Source organism: Polynucleobacter sp. MWH-Spelu-300-X4, assembly GCF_018687515.1.
GTDB lineage: Bacteria > Pseudomonadota > Gammaproteobacteria > Burkholderiales > Burkholderiaceae > Polynucleobacter.
The window spans coordinates 240183-256503 of the sequence record NZ_CP061294.1 but is presented as its reverse complement, the minus strand read 5'-3'; the positions used below and the strand labels follow the sequence as shown (position 1 = coordinate 256503).

Below are 16321 nucleotides of genomic sequence, written 5' to 3'. Positions count from 1 at the left end.
CTTAAAGCTCTCAAGGAAATTTATGTCTAGTTTAATTTGTGGATCCATTGCCTACGACACGATTATGTCTTTTGAAGGTCGTTTTCAAGATCAGATTCTTGCAGACCAAATCCATATTCTGAATGTGGCATTTCTAGTACCTAGCATGCGTCGTGAATTCGGTGGATGTGCTGGAAATATTGCCTATAACCTCAAACTTTTAGGTGGCGAACCCGTCATCATGGCAACGGTTGGTGGTGATGCGGGGACTTACTATGATCAATTAGCAAAATACGATATTTCTTCAGATCATATTCGTGAGTTGCCAGAAGCATTTACAGCACAAGCGATGATCACAACAGACCGTGATAACAACCAAATCACTGCTTTCCACCCAGGTGCCATGAGTGAATCTCACCTCAACCAAGTTGCTGATGTGGTGGCTCACCGCCAATCCAAGAAATTAAACATCCCCAAGATTGCCATCGTTGCACCAGACGGCCGCCAAGGCATGGTTGAACACTGCCAACAATTAGCGGATGCCAAAATTGATTTTATTTTCGACCCAGGCCAAGGATTGCCGATGTTTGACGGCAAAGATTTGCTTGGCTTCATTGAACAAGCTACTTATGTCGCCGTTAATGATTATGAAGGTGAAATGCTTTCCCAAAGAACAGGCCTTAGCCTAAAAGAAATTTCTGAAAGAGTTGAAGCTTTAGTTGTCACTAAGGGTTCTCAAGGTGCTGAAATTCATGCAAAAGGCAAAAAAATTGATATTCCAGTAGTCCCCGTTGCAAAAGCTATCGATCCAACTGGTTGTGGCGATGCTTTTAGAGGCGGATTACTCTATGGTTTAGAACAAGGATTTGATTGGGAAACCACAGGCCGACTCGCAAGTCTCATGGGGTCGATCAAAATTGCTAGCCAAGGCCCTCAAAATCATCAACCTTCTCAAGAAGAGATCCAATCTCAATTCAAAAAAGCATTTAATTACAGCTTTTAATTTATTTAAGGCAAGAAAAAACCCGCTAGAGCCGAAACTTTAGCGGGTTTGTTTTCCTTTTGGGAGCCAGCTCTTAATAAATTAAGGGCGTGAACCTGTTGGGAAAGGCCAAGCAGCTGCTGGATTTAAAACTGTCTTAGCTTTAGAAGCTGGGGCAGCTTTAGCAGCTGGCTTTTTAGATGCTGCCGGTTTTTTGGCAGCAACTGGCTTACTTACTTTTTTTTTACTGCTTTTTTAACAGCTTTTTTAACTGCTTTTTTAGCGGCTGGCTTCTTAGCAGCTACTTTTTTAGCAGCTGGCTTCTTAGCAGCAGCTTTTTTAGCAGCAGGCTTCTTAGCAGCTACTTTCTTAGCAGCTGGTTTTTTAGCAGCAGCTTTTTTAGCAGCAGGCTTCTTAGCAGCTACTTTCTTAGCAGCAGGCTTTTTAGCAGCTACTTTCTTAGCAGCTGGTTTCTTTGCAGCTACTTTTTTAGCAGCTGGTTTCTTTGCAGCAGGTTTTTTCTTGGCAGTTGCCATAATTACACTCCTTCACGTGAAAGTGATTGATACATACTACTGATTAAAGAAACCCGACCACACCAACTTCGTGTGAGCGAGCCATTCATCGGCACGCCACTCACTACACGTCGCATGCTAATGAATCCCGAAAAAAAAGCCGCAACCTTCATAGGTAACGGCTTTTTAAATAAGTTAGAGAAACGTTTCGAACTATCGAAAGAAACAGATAACAACTCACTCTGATGATTCAGAGTATTGGTTTTTAATCCATGTTGTTGCCTATAACTACTCAACAGTTTTTTCTCCTAATGTTCATAACTTTCGTGATAGTACAACTTAAGAGATGCGTTGTCATCAAAAATATTAAAAAAATTACTCCCAGTTCAACGCACCACCAGTTTGATATTCAATCACACGTGTCTCAAAGAAGTTTCTTTCCTTCTTCAAGTCGATCATTTCACTCATCCATGGGAATGGATTTTCTTCATTCGGGAACATTGCTTCGAGTCCGATCTGCATGCAACGACGATTGCAAATGTAACGGAGGTAACCTTTGAACATTGGTGCATTAAGCCCTAGAACCCCACGTGGCATAGTGTCTTCAGCGTAGCGATACTCAAGCTCTACAGCTTTTTCAAACAAACTGCGCAATTCTTCTTTGAACTCAGGCGTCCATAAATGAGGATTTTCCAACTTGATTTGGTTAATCATGTCGATACCAAAATTACAGTGAAGAGATTCATCACGCAAAATGTATTGATATTGCTCAGCAGCACCTGTCATCTTATTTTGACGACCCATCGCAAGAATTTGCGTAAAACCAACATAGAAGAACAAACCTTCCATGATGCAAGCAAACACAATTAATGAGCGCAATAGCTTCTGATCATTCTCCATCGTGCCTGTTTTGAAAGATGGATCAGTCAAAACATCGATAAATGGGATCAAAAACTCATCTTTGTCACGAATCGAAGGCACTTCATGGTACGCATTGAAGATTTCTGCCTGATCAAGCCCCAAAGATTCAACAATATATTGGTATGCGTGAGTATGAATTGCCTCTTCAAAAGCCTGACGCAATAAATATTGACGGCACTCGGGCGCAGTAATCTGGCGATAAGTACCTAAAACAATGTTATTCGCAGCCAATGAGTCGGCTGTCACGAAAAATCCCAAGTTACGCTTAATAATGCGACGCTCATCTTCCGTTAAGCCATTTGGATCTTTCCAAAGAGCAATATCGCGCGTCATATTAATTTCTTGAGGCATCCAATGGTTAGCGCAACCAGCCAGATACTTTTCCCATGCCCACTTATATTTAAATGGCACCAACTGGTTCACGTCTGTTGAACCATTAATAATTCGCTTATCAGCGACGTTCACACGACGCTCTGCAGCATTTTCTGTATTTACTGCTGCAGAAGGTGCAAAAGCTGACGCCGTAGGTAGAGGCATCGGACGGTTAGGTAACAAATTGCTCTCAACCGCCGCTGCCGGTGTTACCACCGGTGCGGGCTTACTTAACGGCGCGGCTGGGGTTTCTTCATCCCAATTCAACATAATTTTCTCCGAACTTTCTGTTCTTAACTACTTTAATTACTGGCAAGCTTCACATTCATCAAATCCAGCGTCGCCAGGACGCATGGTGCAAACTGGGCCATCTGCTTCAACAGCAGGAGCTGCAGACAATGTTGGCTCACCATTTGAAACTGCATTCAAAGAACCACTCTTCACTGTAGATTTCTCAACGTGAGTCGCTGAAATCGTGCGCAAGTAGTAAGTTGTCTTTAAACCACGCAACCATGCCAACTTATAAGTGTCGTCTAGCTTCTTACCAGAAGCGCCAGCCATGTAGATATTCAATGACTGAGCTTGGTCAATCCACTTTTGACGACGTGAAGCAGCTTCAACTAACCATAAAGGCTCCACTTCAAAAGCTGTTGCATATAAATCACGTAAATCTTGAGGAACACGATCAATTTTTGACAATGAACCGTCAAAATACTTCAAATCAGCAATCATGACTTCATCCCAAAGGCCGCGAGCCTTCAAGTCACGCACCAAGTAGTCGTTAACCACTGTGAACTCACCTGAAAGGTTCGATTTCACGAACAAATTCTGATAAGTTGGCTCGATACATGCTGAAACGCCAATAATGTTAGAAATTGTTGCTGTTGGAGCAATCGCTACGCAGTTAGAGTTACGCATACCAAATTGTTTAATACGGTTACGTACTGGCGTCCAATCCATCTTAGAAGACATATCTACTTCTACATAGCCACCACGTTGCTCAGCCAATAACTTCACTGAATCTTGTGGAAGGATGCCTTGATCCCATAATGAACCTTTGTAGGTTGCGTATGTGCCACGTTCTTCAGCCAATTCTGTAGAGGCCAAATAAGCGTAGTAGCAAACTGCTTCCATAGACTCATCGGCAAACTGAACCGCAGCTTCGCTAGCGTATGGAATACGCAACATATGCAAGCAATCCTGGAAGCCCATGATGCCCATACCAACTGGACGGTGTTTCAAGTTTGAATTACGAGCTTTAGCAACCGCGTAATAGTTGATATCAATCACGTTATCCAACATACGCATCGCTGTACGGATAGTTTTTTGGAGTTTTTCATGATCAAGCACTAACTTACCACTCGCATCAGTCTTCAAATGAACGGCCAAGTTCACAGAACCCAAGTTACAAACAGCGATTTCTGATTCATTGGTGTTCAGAGTAATTTCTGTACATAAATTAGATGAGTGAACAACGCCAACGTGCTGTTGTGGGCTACGAACGTTACATGGGTCTTTGAATGTGATCCATGGGTGGCCTGTTTCGAACAACATGCCTAACATCTTGCGCCACATTTCCAACGCTCTTACCTTCTTAAATGGCTTTAACTCACCATTAGCCGCTTTTTGCTCATAAGCTAAATAAGCTTTTTCGAATTCAGCACCGAACTTATCGTGCAAATCAGGGCATGTTGAAGGCGTAAATAATGTCCACTCACCGTTTTCCATCACACGCTTCATAAACAAGTCAGGAATCCAGTTCGCTGTGTTCATGTCATGTGTACGACGACGGTCGTCACCTGTGTTTTTACGCAACTCTAAAAACTCTTCAACGTCTAAGTGCCATGTTTCTAGATAGGCACACACGGCGCCCTTACGCTTACCACCCTGATTAACCGCAACGGCTGTGTCATTCACTACCTTCAAGAATGGCACAACACCTTGTGACTTACCGTTGGTGCCCTTAATGTGGCTACCTAAAGCACGAACACTTGTCCAGTCATTACCTAGACCACCAGCAAACTTAGATAACAAAGCGTTTTCTTTCAAGCCTTCATAGATACCATCCAAATCATCTGGAATAGTTGTTAGGTAGCAGCTTGATAACTGTGAACGCAATGTTGCAGAGTTAAATAGTGTTGGCGTGCTTGACATGAAGTCGAATGTAGAAAGAATCTCATAGAACTCAATCGCACGTGCTTCACGGTTCACTTCATTCAAAGCCAAGCCCATCGCTACACGCATAAAGAAAGCCTGTGGCATTTCAATACGGTGGTCTTCAATATGCAAGAAGTAGCGGTCATACAATGTTTGTAAACCGAGGTAGTTAAATTGCAAGTCACGGTCGGCTTTTAGTGCAGAACCCAACTTCACTAGGTCAAAACTTAATAATTTTTGATCCAACAACTCTGCATCCACGCCCTGCTTAATAAATTGTGGGAAATAGTTAACGTACTCAGCAGCCATAGCTGCTTGAGGCACTTCACGACCCAAAATTTCTTTACGGATGGTGTGCATCAAAATACGAGCTGTTACTTGGCTATAAGCAGGATCTTTTTCAATTAATGTACGTGACGCCAAAATAGCTGAGTCATAGACTTGAGCCATTGGTACACCTTCGTACAAGTTCTTAATTGTTTCTTTAATGATTGGTTCTGCATTAACTGCGGCGCCCAAACCAGCACAAGCTGACTGAATCACATTTTGCAATGCCGCCATATCCAATGGTTTAACAACACCATTGTCACTAACGTTTAAACCAGGATGCTCAACCAATTGAGGAGCAGCAGCTTGGGCTGACACCATCGCAGCACGCTCCTGATTACGCTTTTCACGATAAAGAACATAAGCACGAGCAACGTTATGCTCACCGCTACGCATCAAAGCCAATTCAACTTGATCTTGAATATCTTCAATGTGGAATGTGCCACCATTTGGGCGGCTACGTAACAAAGCACGTACAACTACTTGCGTTAATTGCTCAACTTGCTCACGAACTCGTGCAGAGGCAGCACCTTGACCACCATTAACTGCTAAAAATGCTTTTGTTACAGCAATGGCAATTTTTGATGGCTCAAATGCCACTACTGAACCATTACGGCGAATGATTTTGTAATCTGACAACAAAGTGGCGTTTGAACCACCTACTCCACCAGCAACAAAATTGGCTGATGGATCTTGACTAACTTGACCAGCAGGTTGGCCTGCAAAAGGGCTTGGCGTTTGACCAGCGGCTTGTGGGTCTGCGTAGGACATTAGAACTCCTATATCTATATATATGTATTAATTAAGCAAAACTACGATTTTTATTAGGTAAAGCGACGGCTATTCGCGACAGATAACACTATATTTAGTGTTTCGTTTGCGACAACGGTACTAAGTATAGGATATTTGTTGTGTTTTTGATAAGCACTTTTTGCAAATAAATACCTATCGAAATCCCTAATTCAGGGCAAAAATAGGCCCCATTTTGGACACTTTTTTGAGATATCAGTCAGTAACAGGCTTAATTAGTTAGTGATCACTCACATAATTAATCTACCAAACTAGAAATTATCTTTTTTGAGTGCCATAAGGCATCTCTTTTTCTGGAATTTCTGCCAATTTTGAGAATAATTGCCAGTCAAAATGAATACCTGGATCTGTTTTTCTTCCTGGGGCAACATCACTATGCCCAGCATAAGCTGCAATAGGATATGTTTTTTTCAATGCAAAAACTAATTCTCTAAGCGATGTGTACTGAGCAGGTTGGAATGGCAAATCATCCGTACCCTCCAACTCAATACCAATCGAAAAATCATTACAACGTTCTCGACCAAAAAAATCTGATACTCCCGCATGCCAAGCACGATGATTGGCTGAAACAAACTGCTGTACCTGCCCATTTCTGCGAATCAGAAAATGACTAGACACTTGTCGATCGGCTATGGATTCAAAATAAGGGTGAGCCTTGGGATCTAATTTATTTTGAAAAAAGTCAGCAATGTAATTTCCGGAAAACTGCCCAGGCGGTAAGCTAATGTGATGAACCAGTACTAATTCAACAGGCATGTTAGCCGGACGCTCATCGTAATTAGGCGACTTAACCCATTCAGCCTCTCCCCACCAACCTCGTGAATCAATGGCTTTTTTATGTGCGACTGAACAGTAGCCGCCCACACCTTCATCACTAGGAAAACGCACGCCACAAAAAGGGCATTGGGACATTAATTTTGGCGTTATTGGAGTTTTCGGCTTTGGTTTAGCGGTTGAACGATTGTTTTGTTCAACATGGGCAGAACGCCACCAAATAATGAGTCCGGCCATGATGATGGCAAATAGTAACCATTTCATCGCTGCAGTAAAACCTCAATCACAAAGCGGCTACCCACATAGGCTAATAACAACATCGCAAAAGAACCTAACACCCAACGAATCGCGCTTAAGCCACGTAAACCAATGCGTTGACGGGCAATCAGTAGGCCTGCAAACATTAACCAGGACAAAATACCAAAAATGGTTTTGTGATCAAAAAATAGAGCTTTACCAAATAAGGTCTGACTGAAAAATAAGCCAGAAAACACAGTCAAGGTTAATAAAGCAAAACCAACCGTCAAAATTCTGAATAGAATTTTTTCCATCGTCATTAAAGGAGGTAAGCGATTCACCCATGATGTCAACAAGCCTGATGATTGATGAGTTTTATGCAAATACCTGTCTTGCCAATGCATCAAAATAGCATGCAAAGCCGCCAGACTTAATAATCCATAGGCGCTATTGGCAACAATAAAGTGACTTCTAAACCATGGATCATCCACTGCTCTTGAAGATAGTACGTAACCACCAAAAATAATTGGCAATAAACTACAAATACCTGCCGCCAAAAGAATAAATGCTTTTAGACCCCTCATAGGTAAGTACCAGCTCTCTACCCAGAAAAAGCAAACACCAATCCAAGCCATGGTTGAGAGCGCTTGGGCAAATCCAAAAATGAACCCTGCAGCGGTAAAAATGGACTCATGCAAGATAAAACCATGCAAGATCAATACAGGCAACAGAAGCCACTGCGAGCAACCTAAAGCAGAGGAAGAACTTAATTCCCCATCTTTTTGCTCGTCTTTTTTGCTATAAAACCTAACTTCCTGCCAAAAAAACAGGAAATATAGGATGCTGGGTAACCATGCAAGGCTGGGGTGACCTAAAATATTCATATCTACAGTTTAATGCTCATATGTTCCAAAATCTAACAGACCGTTTAAGTCGTGTGGTTAAAACCATGCGCGGCCAGGCAAGATTAACCGAGGCCAATACAGCAGACATGCTACGCGAAGTACGTCTCGCCCTTTTAGAGGCAGACGTCGCTTTACCTGTCATCAAAGAACTTATTGCCAATATTAAAGAAAAAGCGCTTGGCGTAGAAGTTCTTGATAGCTTAAACCCAGGACAAGCGTTAGTCAGCGTCGTACAAAAAGAGTTAGTCGCCATTATGGGCGACCCCACTGCTGGCAAACTTAATTTAGCTGCGCAGCCTCCTGCGATTATTTTGATGGCCGGCCTTCAAGGTGCCGGCAAAACAACTTCAGTCGGTAAATTAGCCAAATGGCTTAAAGAAACTCAAAAGAAAAAAGTATTAACTGTTTCTTGCGACGTTTATCGCCCTGCTGCTATCGCTCAATTAAAAACAGTTACGGAACAAGCTGGCGCAGAATTTTTCCCAAGCACTGAAAACCAAAAGCCTAGCGATATCACAAGAGATGCGCTTGATTGGGCAAAACGCCACTATCACGATGTCTTAATCGTCGACACGGCCGGTCGCCTAGGTATCGATGAAGCCATGATGCAAGAAATCAGTTCATTGCATCAACTACTCAACCCGGTTGAAACCTTATTCGTAGTTGATGCCATGCTTGGTCAAGATGCCGTCAACACTGCTAAAGCTTTTAATGAAACACTACCGCTAACTGGAGTCATCCTTACCAAATTAGATGGTGACGCTAGAGGTGGTGCAGCTTTATCTGTACGCCACATCACTGGAGTGCCGATCAAGTTTGCCGGTGTCGCTGAAAAGTTAGATGGCCTAGAACCGTTTGATGCGGAACGCATGGTCAGCCGCATCTTAGGCATGGGTGACATCCTAGCCCTTGTCGAACAAGCTCAAAAAAATGTTGATATCGAGCAGGCTCAAAAATTAGCTGAAAAAGTTAAAAAAGGCGGTTTCGATTTAAATGATTTCCGCATGCAAATTACACAAATGCGCCAGATGGGTGGCATGAGTTCTTTGCTAGATAAATTACCTGCCCAATTGGCACAAGCAGCTGCTAAAACAGATATGAATGTTGCTGATAAACAAGTACGTCGTACCCAAGGCATCATTGATAGCATGACGCCTCAAGAACGTTTAAAACCAGAGCTACTTAAAGCAAGTCGTAAACGCCGGATTGCCGCTGGTGCAGGCGTGCAAGTTCAAGAGGTTAATCGTGTACTAGCGCAGTTTGAACAAATGCAAACCATGATGAAGCAATTTAAAGGTGGCAAGATGTCACGCATGCTAACTGGCATGGCAGCCAAGGGCATGGGGAAAATGCTTAAACGCTAACAGTTAGATAAATAGTTAACAGTAAAAAAGGCCCGTGATGCTAGTAATCACTGGCCTTTTTATTTTATGTAAATTGAATGCTTATTTATTAATAATGCATTTGTGATTTACGAGTGCTGCAACTTAGCCTTCACTTCAGCAATCACCTTGGCAGCCATCTCTGCAACTGGCACAACCGTCGCTTCAGTATCCGTGCGCGCTTGGAATTCAAGGCCACCTTCTTTTAGACCACGATCACCAATCACCACACGGTAAGGCACACCAATTAATTCCCAATCGGCAAACATCGCCCCTGGTCGCTCACCACGATCATCCAAAATAACTTCAATGCCTGCGGCTTGAAGTTCAGCGTGTAAACGATCGGATGTTTCACGTACGGCTTCTGAACGGTCATACCCCATTGGACAAATCACTACTTGGAATGGCGCAATAGAAACTGGCCAAACAATACCGCGCTCATCAAAACATTGCTCAATCGCAGCACCTAAAACACGCGTCACACCCACACCATAGCAACCCATCACCATTGGTTGAGAGTGGCCCTTTTCATCTAGATAAACGCAATTCATAGCTTCTGAATAACGAGTCCCCAACTGGAAAATATGTCCCACCTCAATACCCCGGCAAATTTCTAATACGCCTTTGCCATCTGGTGAAGCATCACCTTCGACAACATTGCGAATGTCGGCTACTAATGGTTCTGGCAAATCACGACCCCAGTTCACGCCACTTAAGTGGAAACCTTCTTTATTGGCACCACAAACAAAATCACTCATATTGGCAACAGTGCGATCAGCCACAACAGTTAATGGTTTTTTCGTTTTAACAGGGCCTAAGTAACCAGGAGGCGTACCAAAATATTCAACAATTTCTGCTTCACTAGCAAAACGGAAATCAGTTAAACCTGACACTTTGCTAGCCTTCACTTCATTTAACTCGTGGTCACCACGAACTAACAACAGAAATAATTGAGCACCAGTTTCACCATCAACAGCTAAAACAATTGATTTCACTGTTCGATCTAATGGCAACTTTAAAAGCTCTGCCACTTCCTCGCATTTGTTTTTCCCAGGCGTCGCTACTTCAGTTAACGTTTCTTTTCCTGGTGCGCGCGCAGCAATTAATGACAAGGCTTCGGCAGTCTCAATATTTGCAGCGTAATCAGAGCTCGGGCAATAAGCAATTGCATCTTCACCAGTATCAGCAATTACGTGAAACTCTTGGCTACCAGTGCCACCAATAGCGCCGTTGTCGGCCGCCACCGCTCTAAACTTCAAGCCAAGTCTAGTGAAAATTCTGTTGTAAGCTTCAAACATCTTGGCATAAGACTGTTTCATTCCTTCAACATCTCGATCGAATGAGTAAGCATCCTTCATGCTGAATTCACGGCCACGCATGATGCCAAAACGAGGACGACGCTCATCACGGAATTTTGTCTGAATTTGATAGAAATTCACGGGTAATTGTTTGTAACTCTTGATTTCATGACGAGCGATATCAGTCACCACTTCTTCTGAAGTTGGCTGAATCAAGAAGTCTCTATCGTGACGGTCTTTAATACGCAATAACTCAGGGCCCATCTTGTCCCAACGACCAGTTTCTTGCCATAACTCAGCAGGCTGAATCACAGGCATTAACAATTCAACAGCACCCGCGCGATCCATTTCCTCGCGAATAATGTTTTCTACTTTTCTAATAACTTTCAAGCCCATAGGCAGATAGTTATAAATACCGGCGCCCAATTTACGGATCATGCCGGCTCTCATCATGAGCTTATGAGAAACAATTTCAGCGTCCGCAGGCGCTTCTTTAAGGGTACTAATAAAAAACTGAGTTGCTTTCATATTTATCTTTATAAAAAATGAGGGGTCTAAAGCTATAATCAATTCATTGATTTTAAAGGATTAAGAGATTAAGGCACGAATATGCTCGACAGAGAAGGGTATAGACCCAACGTCGGCATCGTTCTCCTCAATCAGCGCAACGAAGTTTTCTGGGGAAAACGTGTTGGCCAACACTCCTGGCAGTTCCCGCAGGGGGGCATACAACATGGGGAAACACCAGAACAAGCAATGTATCGCGAGTTGCATGAGGAGATCGGTCTAGAGCCGCAACACGTTCAAATTATTGGACGTACCCGCGAATGGCTGCGTTATGACGTGCCAGCTGAATTCTTGCGCCGCGGGAATGCTGCTAGATCTGCCAATGGCAAACCAGCACGCCATACTTACCGCGGTCAAAAACAAATTTGGTTCCTGTTACGCATGGTAGGTCGCGATAGCGATATCTGTCTCAGAGCAACCAGTCATCCAGAATTTGATGGGTGGAGATGGAGCCCCTATTGGATCCCTCTAGATGTGGTGATTGACTTTAAACGCGAAGTTTACGAGCTAGCCCTCTCAGAATTGGCGCGTTTCTTATCAAAAGGCCCAAGACTCATGATGATGCCCTGGGGATCAGCCCTTGATTTTCCTAAACCCCATCATAGAGACTCTAAAAAAGATTCTTCCGAGGATAACTCTTGAACTTGATTCATAAATTTCTAAAAGTAGGTGTTTGGTTATTTATCTCCACCAGCCTAATCGCTCATGCTCAATATAGAGCTGTTGATCCTGCTGATGAGAATGACCCTGATGCGCCTCGAGTTTGGATGGAATCGGAAGTCAAAATCCCTGATGCCGCGCCTTCAGCAGAGCTAAAACCATTTTTTGTTTCTGGCAATACACCGCTGACATTTGCGATTGATGCCAAATCACTGACTATTGGCAAAGATGATGTCATCCGTTACGTCATCGTTATCACTAGCCCAAGCGGCGCCAAACAAGTGAACTACGAAGGTCTTCGCTGCGAAAAGTATGAATGGCGCTTATACGCAACATTACAGGGCGATGATAAGTGGGTCAAAACACCTAATAGTCGCTGGCAAGCGGTTAGAGGAAATACTTATAACCGCTACCACTCAGCTTTAATCCAAGATGCTTTCTGTGAAAACTCGATTCCTCGCAAAGACCCGAAAGAAATCTTAAGGCTATTAAAACCTTAAATAATTTATTTCTTAGCGATTAATTGCGAACCAATTAATTCGCCTTGAGCTAAGCGCACGAGTACTTGATTTTCCAAACCAGAGGCAATCACCGTATCAGCACCACTCTTTGCGGCAAGTTTAGCGGCAAGCACTTTAGTCAACATACCACCCTTACCTAGACTACTGCCAGCACCACCGGCCATTGCTTCCAAATTAGCATCGCCCGCAATCGCTTCTTGAATCAATGTCGCATTCGCATCTTTACGTGGGTCGGCACTATATAAGCCACCTTGATCCGTCAAAATGACCAAAGCATCTGCTTCAATAAGATTCGTTACTAAGGCGCCCAATGTATCGTTATCGCCAAACTTAATTTCATCAGTAACAACCGTGTCATTCTCATTAATGATTGGTACCACACCCATTTTTAAGAGTGTCAATAAAGTCATGCGCGCATTTTGATAACGTTGCTCATCTGCTAAATCAGCATTGGTTAAAAGTACTTGAGCTGTACGAATGCCATGTTTAGCAAAACACGTTTCATATACTTGCACCAGACCCATTTGACCAACAGCCGCTGCTGCTTGAAGTTCATGAATATCCGTTGGACGTTGAGTCCAACCTAGGCGCTGCATACCTTCTGCGATGGCACCTGAACTAACCATCACTACTTGCTTACCCATTCCACGGAGTTCAGCCATTTGAGCAGCCCAACGACCAATGGCTTCATGATCAAGACCCTGACCATTATTAGTCACTAATGTTGATCCAACTTTCACCACGATGCAATTTGCATCTTGTATCGCTCTGGCCACCGACTCACTCCCTTATAACGAGAATATTAGTTTTAATTATTAATCGTTTACTTCTGAATCACTGTCTTCATCATTGCCATGAAAACGCACGTCCGCATCATGCTCTTCTTGATCATCACGTTCTTGGCGCTTCGCATCCAAATCTGTTTGAATCGCATAACAAAGCTGCTGACAACCTTCACCAGTTAAGGCGGAAATTTCAAATACTGGGCCTTTCCAACCATAAGCTTTGATGAAAGCTTTAATACGCTTTGCACGTTCCTCTTCAGGAATCATATCCACTTTGTTCAACACCAACCAACGTGGCTTATCGTACAAAGACTCATCGTATTTTTTTAGTTCATTAACAATCGCTTTAGCTTCAGCAACTGTGTCAATATTCTCATCGAATGGCGCCATATCAACCAAATGCAATAACAAGTTAGTTCGTTGCAAGTGACGCAAGAAACGATGGCCAAGCCCCGCACCTTCAGCAGCGCCCTCAATCAAACCTGGAATATCGGCAATCACAAAACTACGTTCTTGACCAACACGCACCACACCTAAATTAGGGTGCAAGGTTGTAAACGGATAGTCTGCAATTTTTGGTCGAGCATTTGATACTGCTGTGATTAATGTTGATTTACCTGCATTAGGCATCCCCAACAAACCAACATCAGCCAATACTTTTAACTCCAAACGCAACTTATGTTCTTCACCAGGTAAACCACTGGTTTTTTGTCTTGGCGCGCGATTGGTACTGCTCTTGAAATGCAAGTTACCCCAACCACCAGCACCACCTTTGGCCAAACACAAACGTTGGCCATGGTAAGTTAAGTCAGCAATAACTTCATTGGTATCCATGTCGTGAATAATGGTTCCAACTGGCATGCGCAATTCAATATCTTGACCTGCCTTACCATAACAATCCGATCCACGACCTGGCTCACCATTTTGAGCCAAATGTTTTTTAGCAAACCGGTAATCCACCAATGTGTTGATGTTGCGATCAGCAATAGCGTAAACGCTACCACCCTTACCGCCATCACCGCCATCAGGACCACCAAATTCAATAAATTTTTCACGACGCATAGATGCGCTACCGGAACCACCATGGCCGGCAACTACTTCAATACGGGCTTCGTCGATAAATTTCATAAATTCCAATAAAAAAGGCCTCGCTATTTGGCGAGGCCTTGTTCTGAGTGTTGAGTTTTACTTCGCTATCTCAGTAAGGCTAATTAAGCGCGCGGCAGCACAGACACGAATGCCTTCTTAGCTGCACCTTTAACGCCAAATTCAACATGACCATCTACCAATGCGAACAATGTGTGGTCTTTGCCACAACCAACGTTCACACCTGGGTGAACGCGTGTACCGCGTTGGCGAACGATGATGCCGCCTGCATTGATGGCTTGACCGCCATAAACCTTAACGCCTAAGCGTTTTGACTCTGAATCGCGACCGTTACGTGTGGAACCGCCGCCTTTTTTCTGTGCCATTTTTTACTCCGCCTCTGCCTATTAGGCCTTAATGGAATTAATCAAAATCTCAGTAAAGTTCTGACGATGACCTTGACGCTTTTGATAATGCTTACGTCTGCGCATCTTAAAAATCTTAACTTTGTCGTGACGACCCTGAGAAATAACAGTGGCTTTAACAGCTGCACCACTTACCAATGGCTCACCAAACTTCAGTGATTCACCAACGCCTACGGCGAGAACTTGGTCAAGAGTGATTTCGCTGCCTACATCCGCTGGTATCTGTTCTATTTTCAATTTTTCGCCAGCAGCAACTTTATATTGTTTGCCACCGGTTTTTATGACCGCGTACATATTGAAATCTTTCTATCTAATAATCTATCCGACCCCATGTCGAATAGAGCCTTAAATTATAGCTCTAGCTTAATTTCTAGTCAAAAAGTAGAATTAATGACTAAATTAGTGAATTGATACTGTTTTTTATAATAAAAACTATTTAATTCAATGAGTTAAACTAAAATACTATTAATAACTGCCTCCTTATAAAAGTTAATGAGCACTAACTTACAAACCATTCTTAGCCCAATTTCAGCGGATATGCAGTCCCTCAATGAGGTGATTCGCAATCGCTTAAGCTCAGAAGTAGCGCTCATTAACCAAATTTCAGGCTACATCATTGAGGCAGGTGGCAAGCGTATCCGCCCTGCACTTTTATTATTAACCGCCAAAGCCATTGCTAATGGCAAACCGCTCGCACACCATTTAGACATGGCTGCCGTTGTTGAATTTATTCATACAGCAACCCTTTTACATGATGATGTGGTCGATGAATCCGATTTAAGGCGCGGTCGCGCCACCGCTAATGCGGCATTTGGGAATGCGGCTAGTGTTTTAGTGGGTGATTTTCTATATTCGCGCGCTTTTCAAATGATGGTGGCGCCCAACGAGCTCAAGATTATGCAAATCTTGGCTGATGCAACTAATACGATTGCTGAAGGTGAAGTGCTTCAACTGATGAATATGCACGATCCAGATGTTAATGAAGAGCGCTACTTACAAGTTATTCACTATAAAACCGGTAAATTATTCGAGGCTTCTTCAGCATTAGGTGCTTTATTAGCTAAATCAACTCCAGAGCAATATGCGGCGGCTGAAGCTTATGGCCGTCATATTGGTACAGCCTTTCAATTAATTGATGACATCCTGGACTACACCGCTGATGCTGCGCAAATGGGTAAAAATGCAGGTGATGACTTAAGAGAAGGTAAACCAACCTTACCGCTTATTTATTTATTGGATCATGGTACACAAGCGCAAAAAAAATTAGTGCGCGGCGCCATTGAACAGGCCGAAGAGTTACCAGAGGATCTTTTCCAGCAGGTTTATCAAGCAATTATGGAGTCAGATGCACTAGCCTATACACAGGCTGCTGCTGAACGTGAAGCGCGCCTCGCAGAGGAAACACTCCAATGCTTCCCGATGAATGAAGCTAAACAAAGCCTATTAGATCTTTGCGCTTACTCCTTAAAACGCTCCACTTAATTAATATTTCAAAAATAAGACTTTTATGAGTCTTTTCATAAAGCTGTCAGATATTTCCGACAGCCTCTTCTGAATATTCTCCCAAAATTAGAGCACCAAGAGGACATACAAACCTTCATGGGTTTGCTATAGTGCT

At 43.2% G+C, this 16321-nt stretch carries 14 protein-coding genes and 1 pseudogene; 5 read left to right on the top strand and 10 right to left on the bottom strand.

Annotated elements, in window-relative coordinates:
• The first annotated feature begins 22 nt into the window (after window positions 1–22).
• Window positions 23–982 (top strand): carbohydrate kinase family protein, encoded by a 960-nt coding sequence (locus ICV01_RS01335; RefSeq protein ID WP_215287881.1) that lies wholly within the window; start codon window positions 23–25, stop codon window positions 980–982.
• A 212-nt stretch (window positions 983–1194) separates the two neighbouring features.
• Here ICV01_RS01335 and ICV01_RS01330 read toward each other — a convergent pair whose 3' ends face one another.
• From ICV01_RS01330 to ICV01_RS01310, 5 genes are all read right to left on the bottom strand, one after another.
• Entirely contained in the window at window positions 1195–1497 is a 303-nt protein-coding gene (locus ICV01_RS01330) for a hypothetical protein (RefSeq protein ID WP_371817465.1), read from the bottom strand.
• Window positions 1498–1851: 354 nt separating this feature from the next.
• Window positions 1852–3039 (bottom strand): ribonucleotide-diphosphate reductase subunit beta, encoded by a 1188-nt coding sequence (locus ICV01_RS01325; protein ID WP_215287880.1) that lies wholly within the window; start codon window positions 3037–3039, stop codon window positions 1852–1854.
• Window positions 3040–3075: 36 nt separating this feature from the next.
• Complete coding sequence (locus ICV01_RS01320) at window positions 3076–6024, bottom strand: ribonucleoside-diphosphate reductase subunit alpha (protein WP_215287879.1); 2949 nt, start codon at window positions 6022–6024, stop codon at window positions 3076–3078.
• A gap of 297 nt (window positions 6025–6321) precedes the next feature.
• Window positions 6322–7101 (bottom strand): 1,6-anhydro-N-acetylmuramyl-L-alanine amidase AmpD, encoded by a 780-nt coding sequence (gene ampD, locus ICV01_RS01315; protein ID WP_251369363.1) that lies wholly within the window; start codon window positions 7099–7101, stop codon window positions 6322–6324.
• Window positions 7098–7958, bottom strand: coding sequence for an inner membrane protein YpjD (locus tag ICV01_RS01310; RefSeq protein ID WP_215287878.1), 861 nt, complete (start codon window positions 7956–7958; stop codon window positions 7098–7100). The genes ampD and ICV01_RS01310 overlap by 4 nt, the downstream gene beginning before the upstream one ends.
• Window positions 7959–7978: 20 nt before the next feature.
• On the opposite strand from ICV01_RS01310, the gene ffh reads away from it, so the two are divergent.
• Entirely contained in the window at window positions 7979–9343 is a 1365-nt protein-coding gene (ffh, locus tag ICV01_RS01305; RefSeq protein ID WP_215287877.1) for a signal recognition particle protein, read from the top strand.
• A gap of 107 nt (window positions 9344–9450) precedes the next feature.
• Here the strand turns inward: ffh and ICV01_RS01300 are convergent, their stop codons facing one another.
• Window positions 9451–11187, bottom strand: coding sequence for a proline--tRNA ligase (locus ICV01_RS01300; RefSeq protein ID WP_215287876.1), 1737 nt, complete (start codon window positions 11185–11187; stop codon window positions 9451–9453).
• Between the two features lie 81 nt (window positions 11188–11268).
• Between ICV01_RS01300 and ICV01_RS01295 the strand changes: the two genes are divergently transcribed.
• Complete coding sequence (locus tag ICV01_RS01295; protein ID WP_215287875.1) at window positions 11269–11868, top strand: RNA pyrophosphohydrolase; 600 nt, start codon at window positions 11269–11271, stop codon at window positions 11866–11868.
• The gene (locus ICV01_RS01290) at window positions 11865–12386 is read left to right on the top strand and encodes a CNP1-like family protein (protein WP_215287874.1); all 522 of its coding nucleotides are present in this window, start codon (window positions 11865–11867) and stop codon (window positions 12384–12386) included. The genes ICV01_RS01295 and ICV01_RS01290 overlap by 4 nt, the downstream gene beginning before the upstream one ends.
• 11 nt (window positions 12387–12397) lie before the next feature.
• On the opposite strand, the pseudogene proB reads toward ICV01_RS01290, so the two are convergent.
• The 4 genes and pseudogenes from proB to rplU form a co-directional block, all read right to left on the bottom strand.
• Window positions 12398–13183: pseudogene (gene proB / locus ICV01_RS01285) on the bottom strand (glutamate 5-kinase); the annotation flags it as partial.
• 39 nt (window positions 13184–13222) lie between these two features.
• Complete coding sequence (obgE, locus tag ICV01_RS01280) at window positions 13223–14320, bottom strand: GTPase ObgE (protein ID WP_215287873.1); 1098 nt, start codon at window positions 14318–14320, stop codon at window positions 13223–13225.
• A gap of 83 nt (window positions 14321–14403) precedes the next feature.
• Entirely contained in the window at window positions 14404–14664 is a 261-nt protein-coding gene (gene rpmA / locus ICV01_RS01275; RefSeq protein ID WP_215287872.1) for a 50S ribosomal protein L27, read from the bottom strand.
• A gap of 21 nt (window positions 14665–14685) precedes the next feature.
• A complete protein-coding gene (gene rplU, locus ICV01_RS01270; RefSeq protein WP_215287871.1) occupies window positions 14686–14997 on the bottom strand; it encodes a 50S ribosomal protein L21 in 312 nt (103 codons plus the stop codon).
• A gap of 198 nt (window positions 14998–15195) precedes the next feature.
• On the opposite strand from rplU, the gene ICV01_RS01265 reads away from it, so the two are divergent.
• Window positions 15196–16185, top strand: a complete 990-nt coding sequence (locus ICV01_RS01265; RefSeq protein WP_215287870.1) for a polyprenyl synthetase family protein — start codon at window positions 15196–15198, stop codon at window positions 16183–16185.
• Window positions 16186–16321 lie beyond the last annotated feature (136 nt).

Coding starts and splice junctions, on each gene's coding strand:
- ampD (WP_251369363.1), bottom strand. CDS start 7,101: ATGAAATGGTTACTATTTGCCATCATCATGGCCGGACTCATTATTTGG.
- ffh (WP_215287877.1), top strand. CDS start 7,979: ATGTTCCAAAATCTAACAGACCGTTTAAGTCGTGTGGTTAAAACCATG.
- ICV01_RS01265 (WP_215287870.1), top strand. CDS start 15,196: ATGAGCACTAACTTACAAACCATTCTTAGCCCAATTTCAGCGGATATG.
- ICV01_RS01330 (WP_371817465.1), bottom strand. CDS start 1,497: ATGGCAACTGCCAAGAAAAAACCTGCTGCAAAGAAACCAGCTGCTAAA.
- ICV01_RS01300 (WP_215287876.1), bottom strand. CDS start 11,187: ATGAAAGCAACTCAGTTTTTTATTAGTACCCTTAAAGAAGCGCCTGCG.
- ICV01_RS01320 (WP_215287879.1), bottom strand. CDS start 6,024: ATGTCCTACGCAGACCCACAAGCCGCTGGTCAAACGCCAAGCCCTTTT.
- rpmA (WP_215287872.1), bottom strand. CDS start 14,664: ATGGCACAGAAAAAAGGCGGCGGTTCCACACGTAACGGTCGCGATTCA.
- obgE (WP_215287873.1), bottom strand. CDS start 14,320: ATGAAATTTATCGACGAAGCCCGTATTGAAGTAGTTGCCGGCCATGGT.
- ICV01_RS01325 (WP_215287880.1), bottom strand. CDS start 3,039: ATGTTGAATTGGGATGAAGAAACCCCAGCCGCGCCGTTAAGTAAGCCC.
- ICV01_RS01310 (WP_215287878.1), bottom strand. CDS start 7,958: ATGAATATTTTAGGTCACCCCAGCCTTGCATGGTTACCCAGCATCCTA.
- ICV01_RS01335 (WP_215287881.1), top strand. CDS start 23: ATGTCTAGTTTAATTTGTGGATCCATTGCCTACGACACGATTATGTCT.
- ICV01_RS01295 (WP_215287875.1), top strand. CDS start 11,269: ATGCTCGACAGAGAAGGGTATAGACCCAACGTCGGCATCGTTCTCCTC.
- rplU (WP_215287871.1), bottom strand. CDS start 14,997: ATGTACGCGGTCATAAAAACCGGTGGCAAACAATATAAAGTTGCTGCT.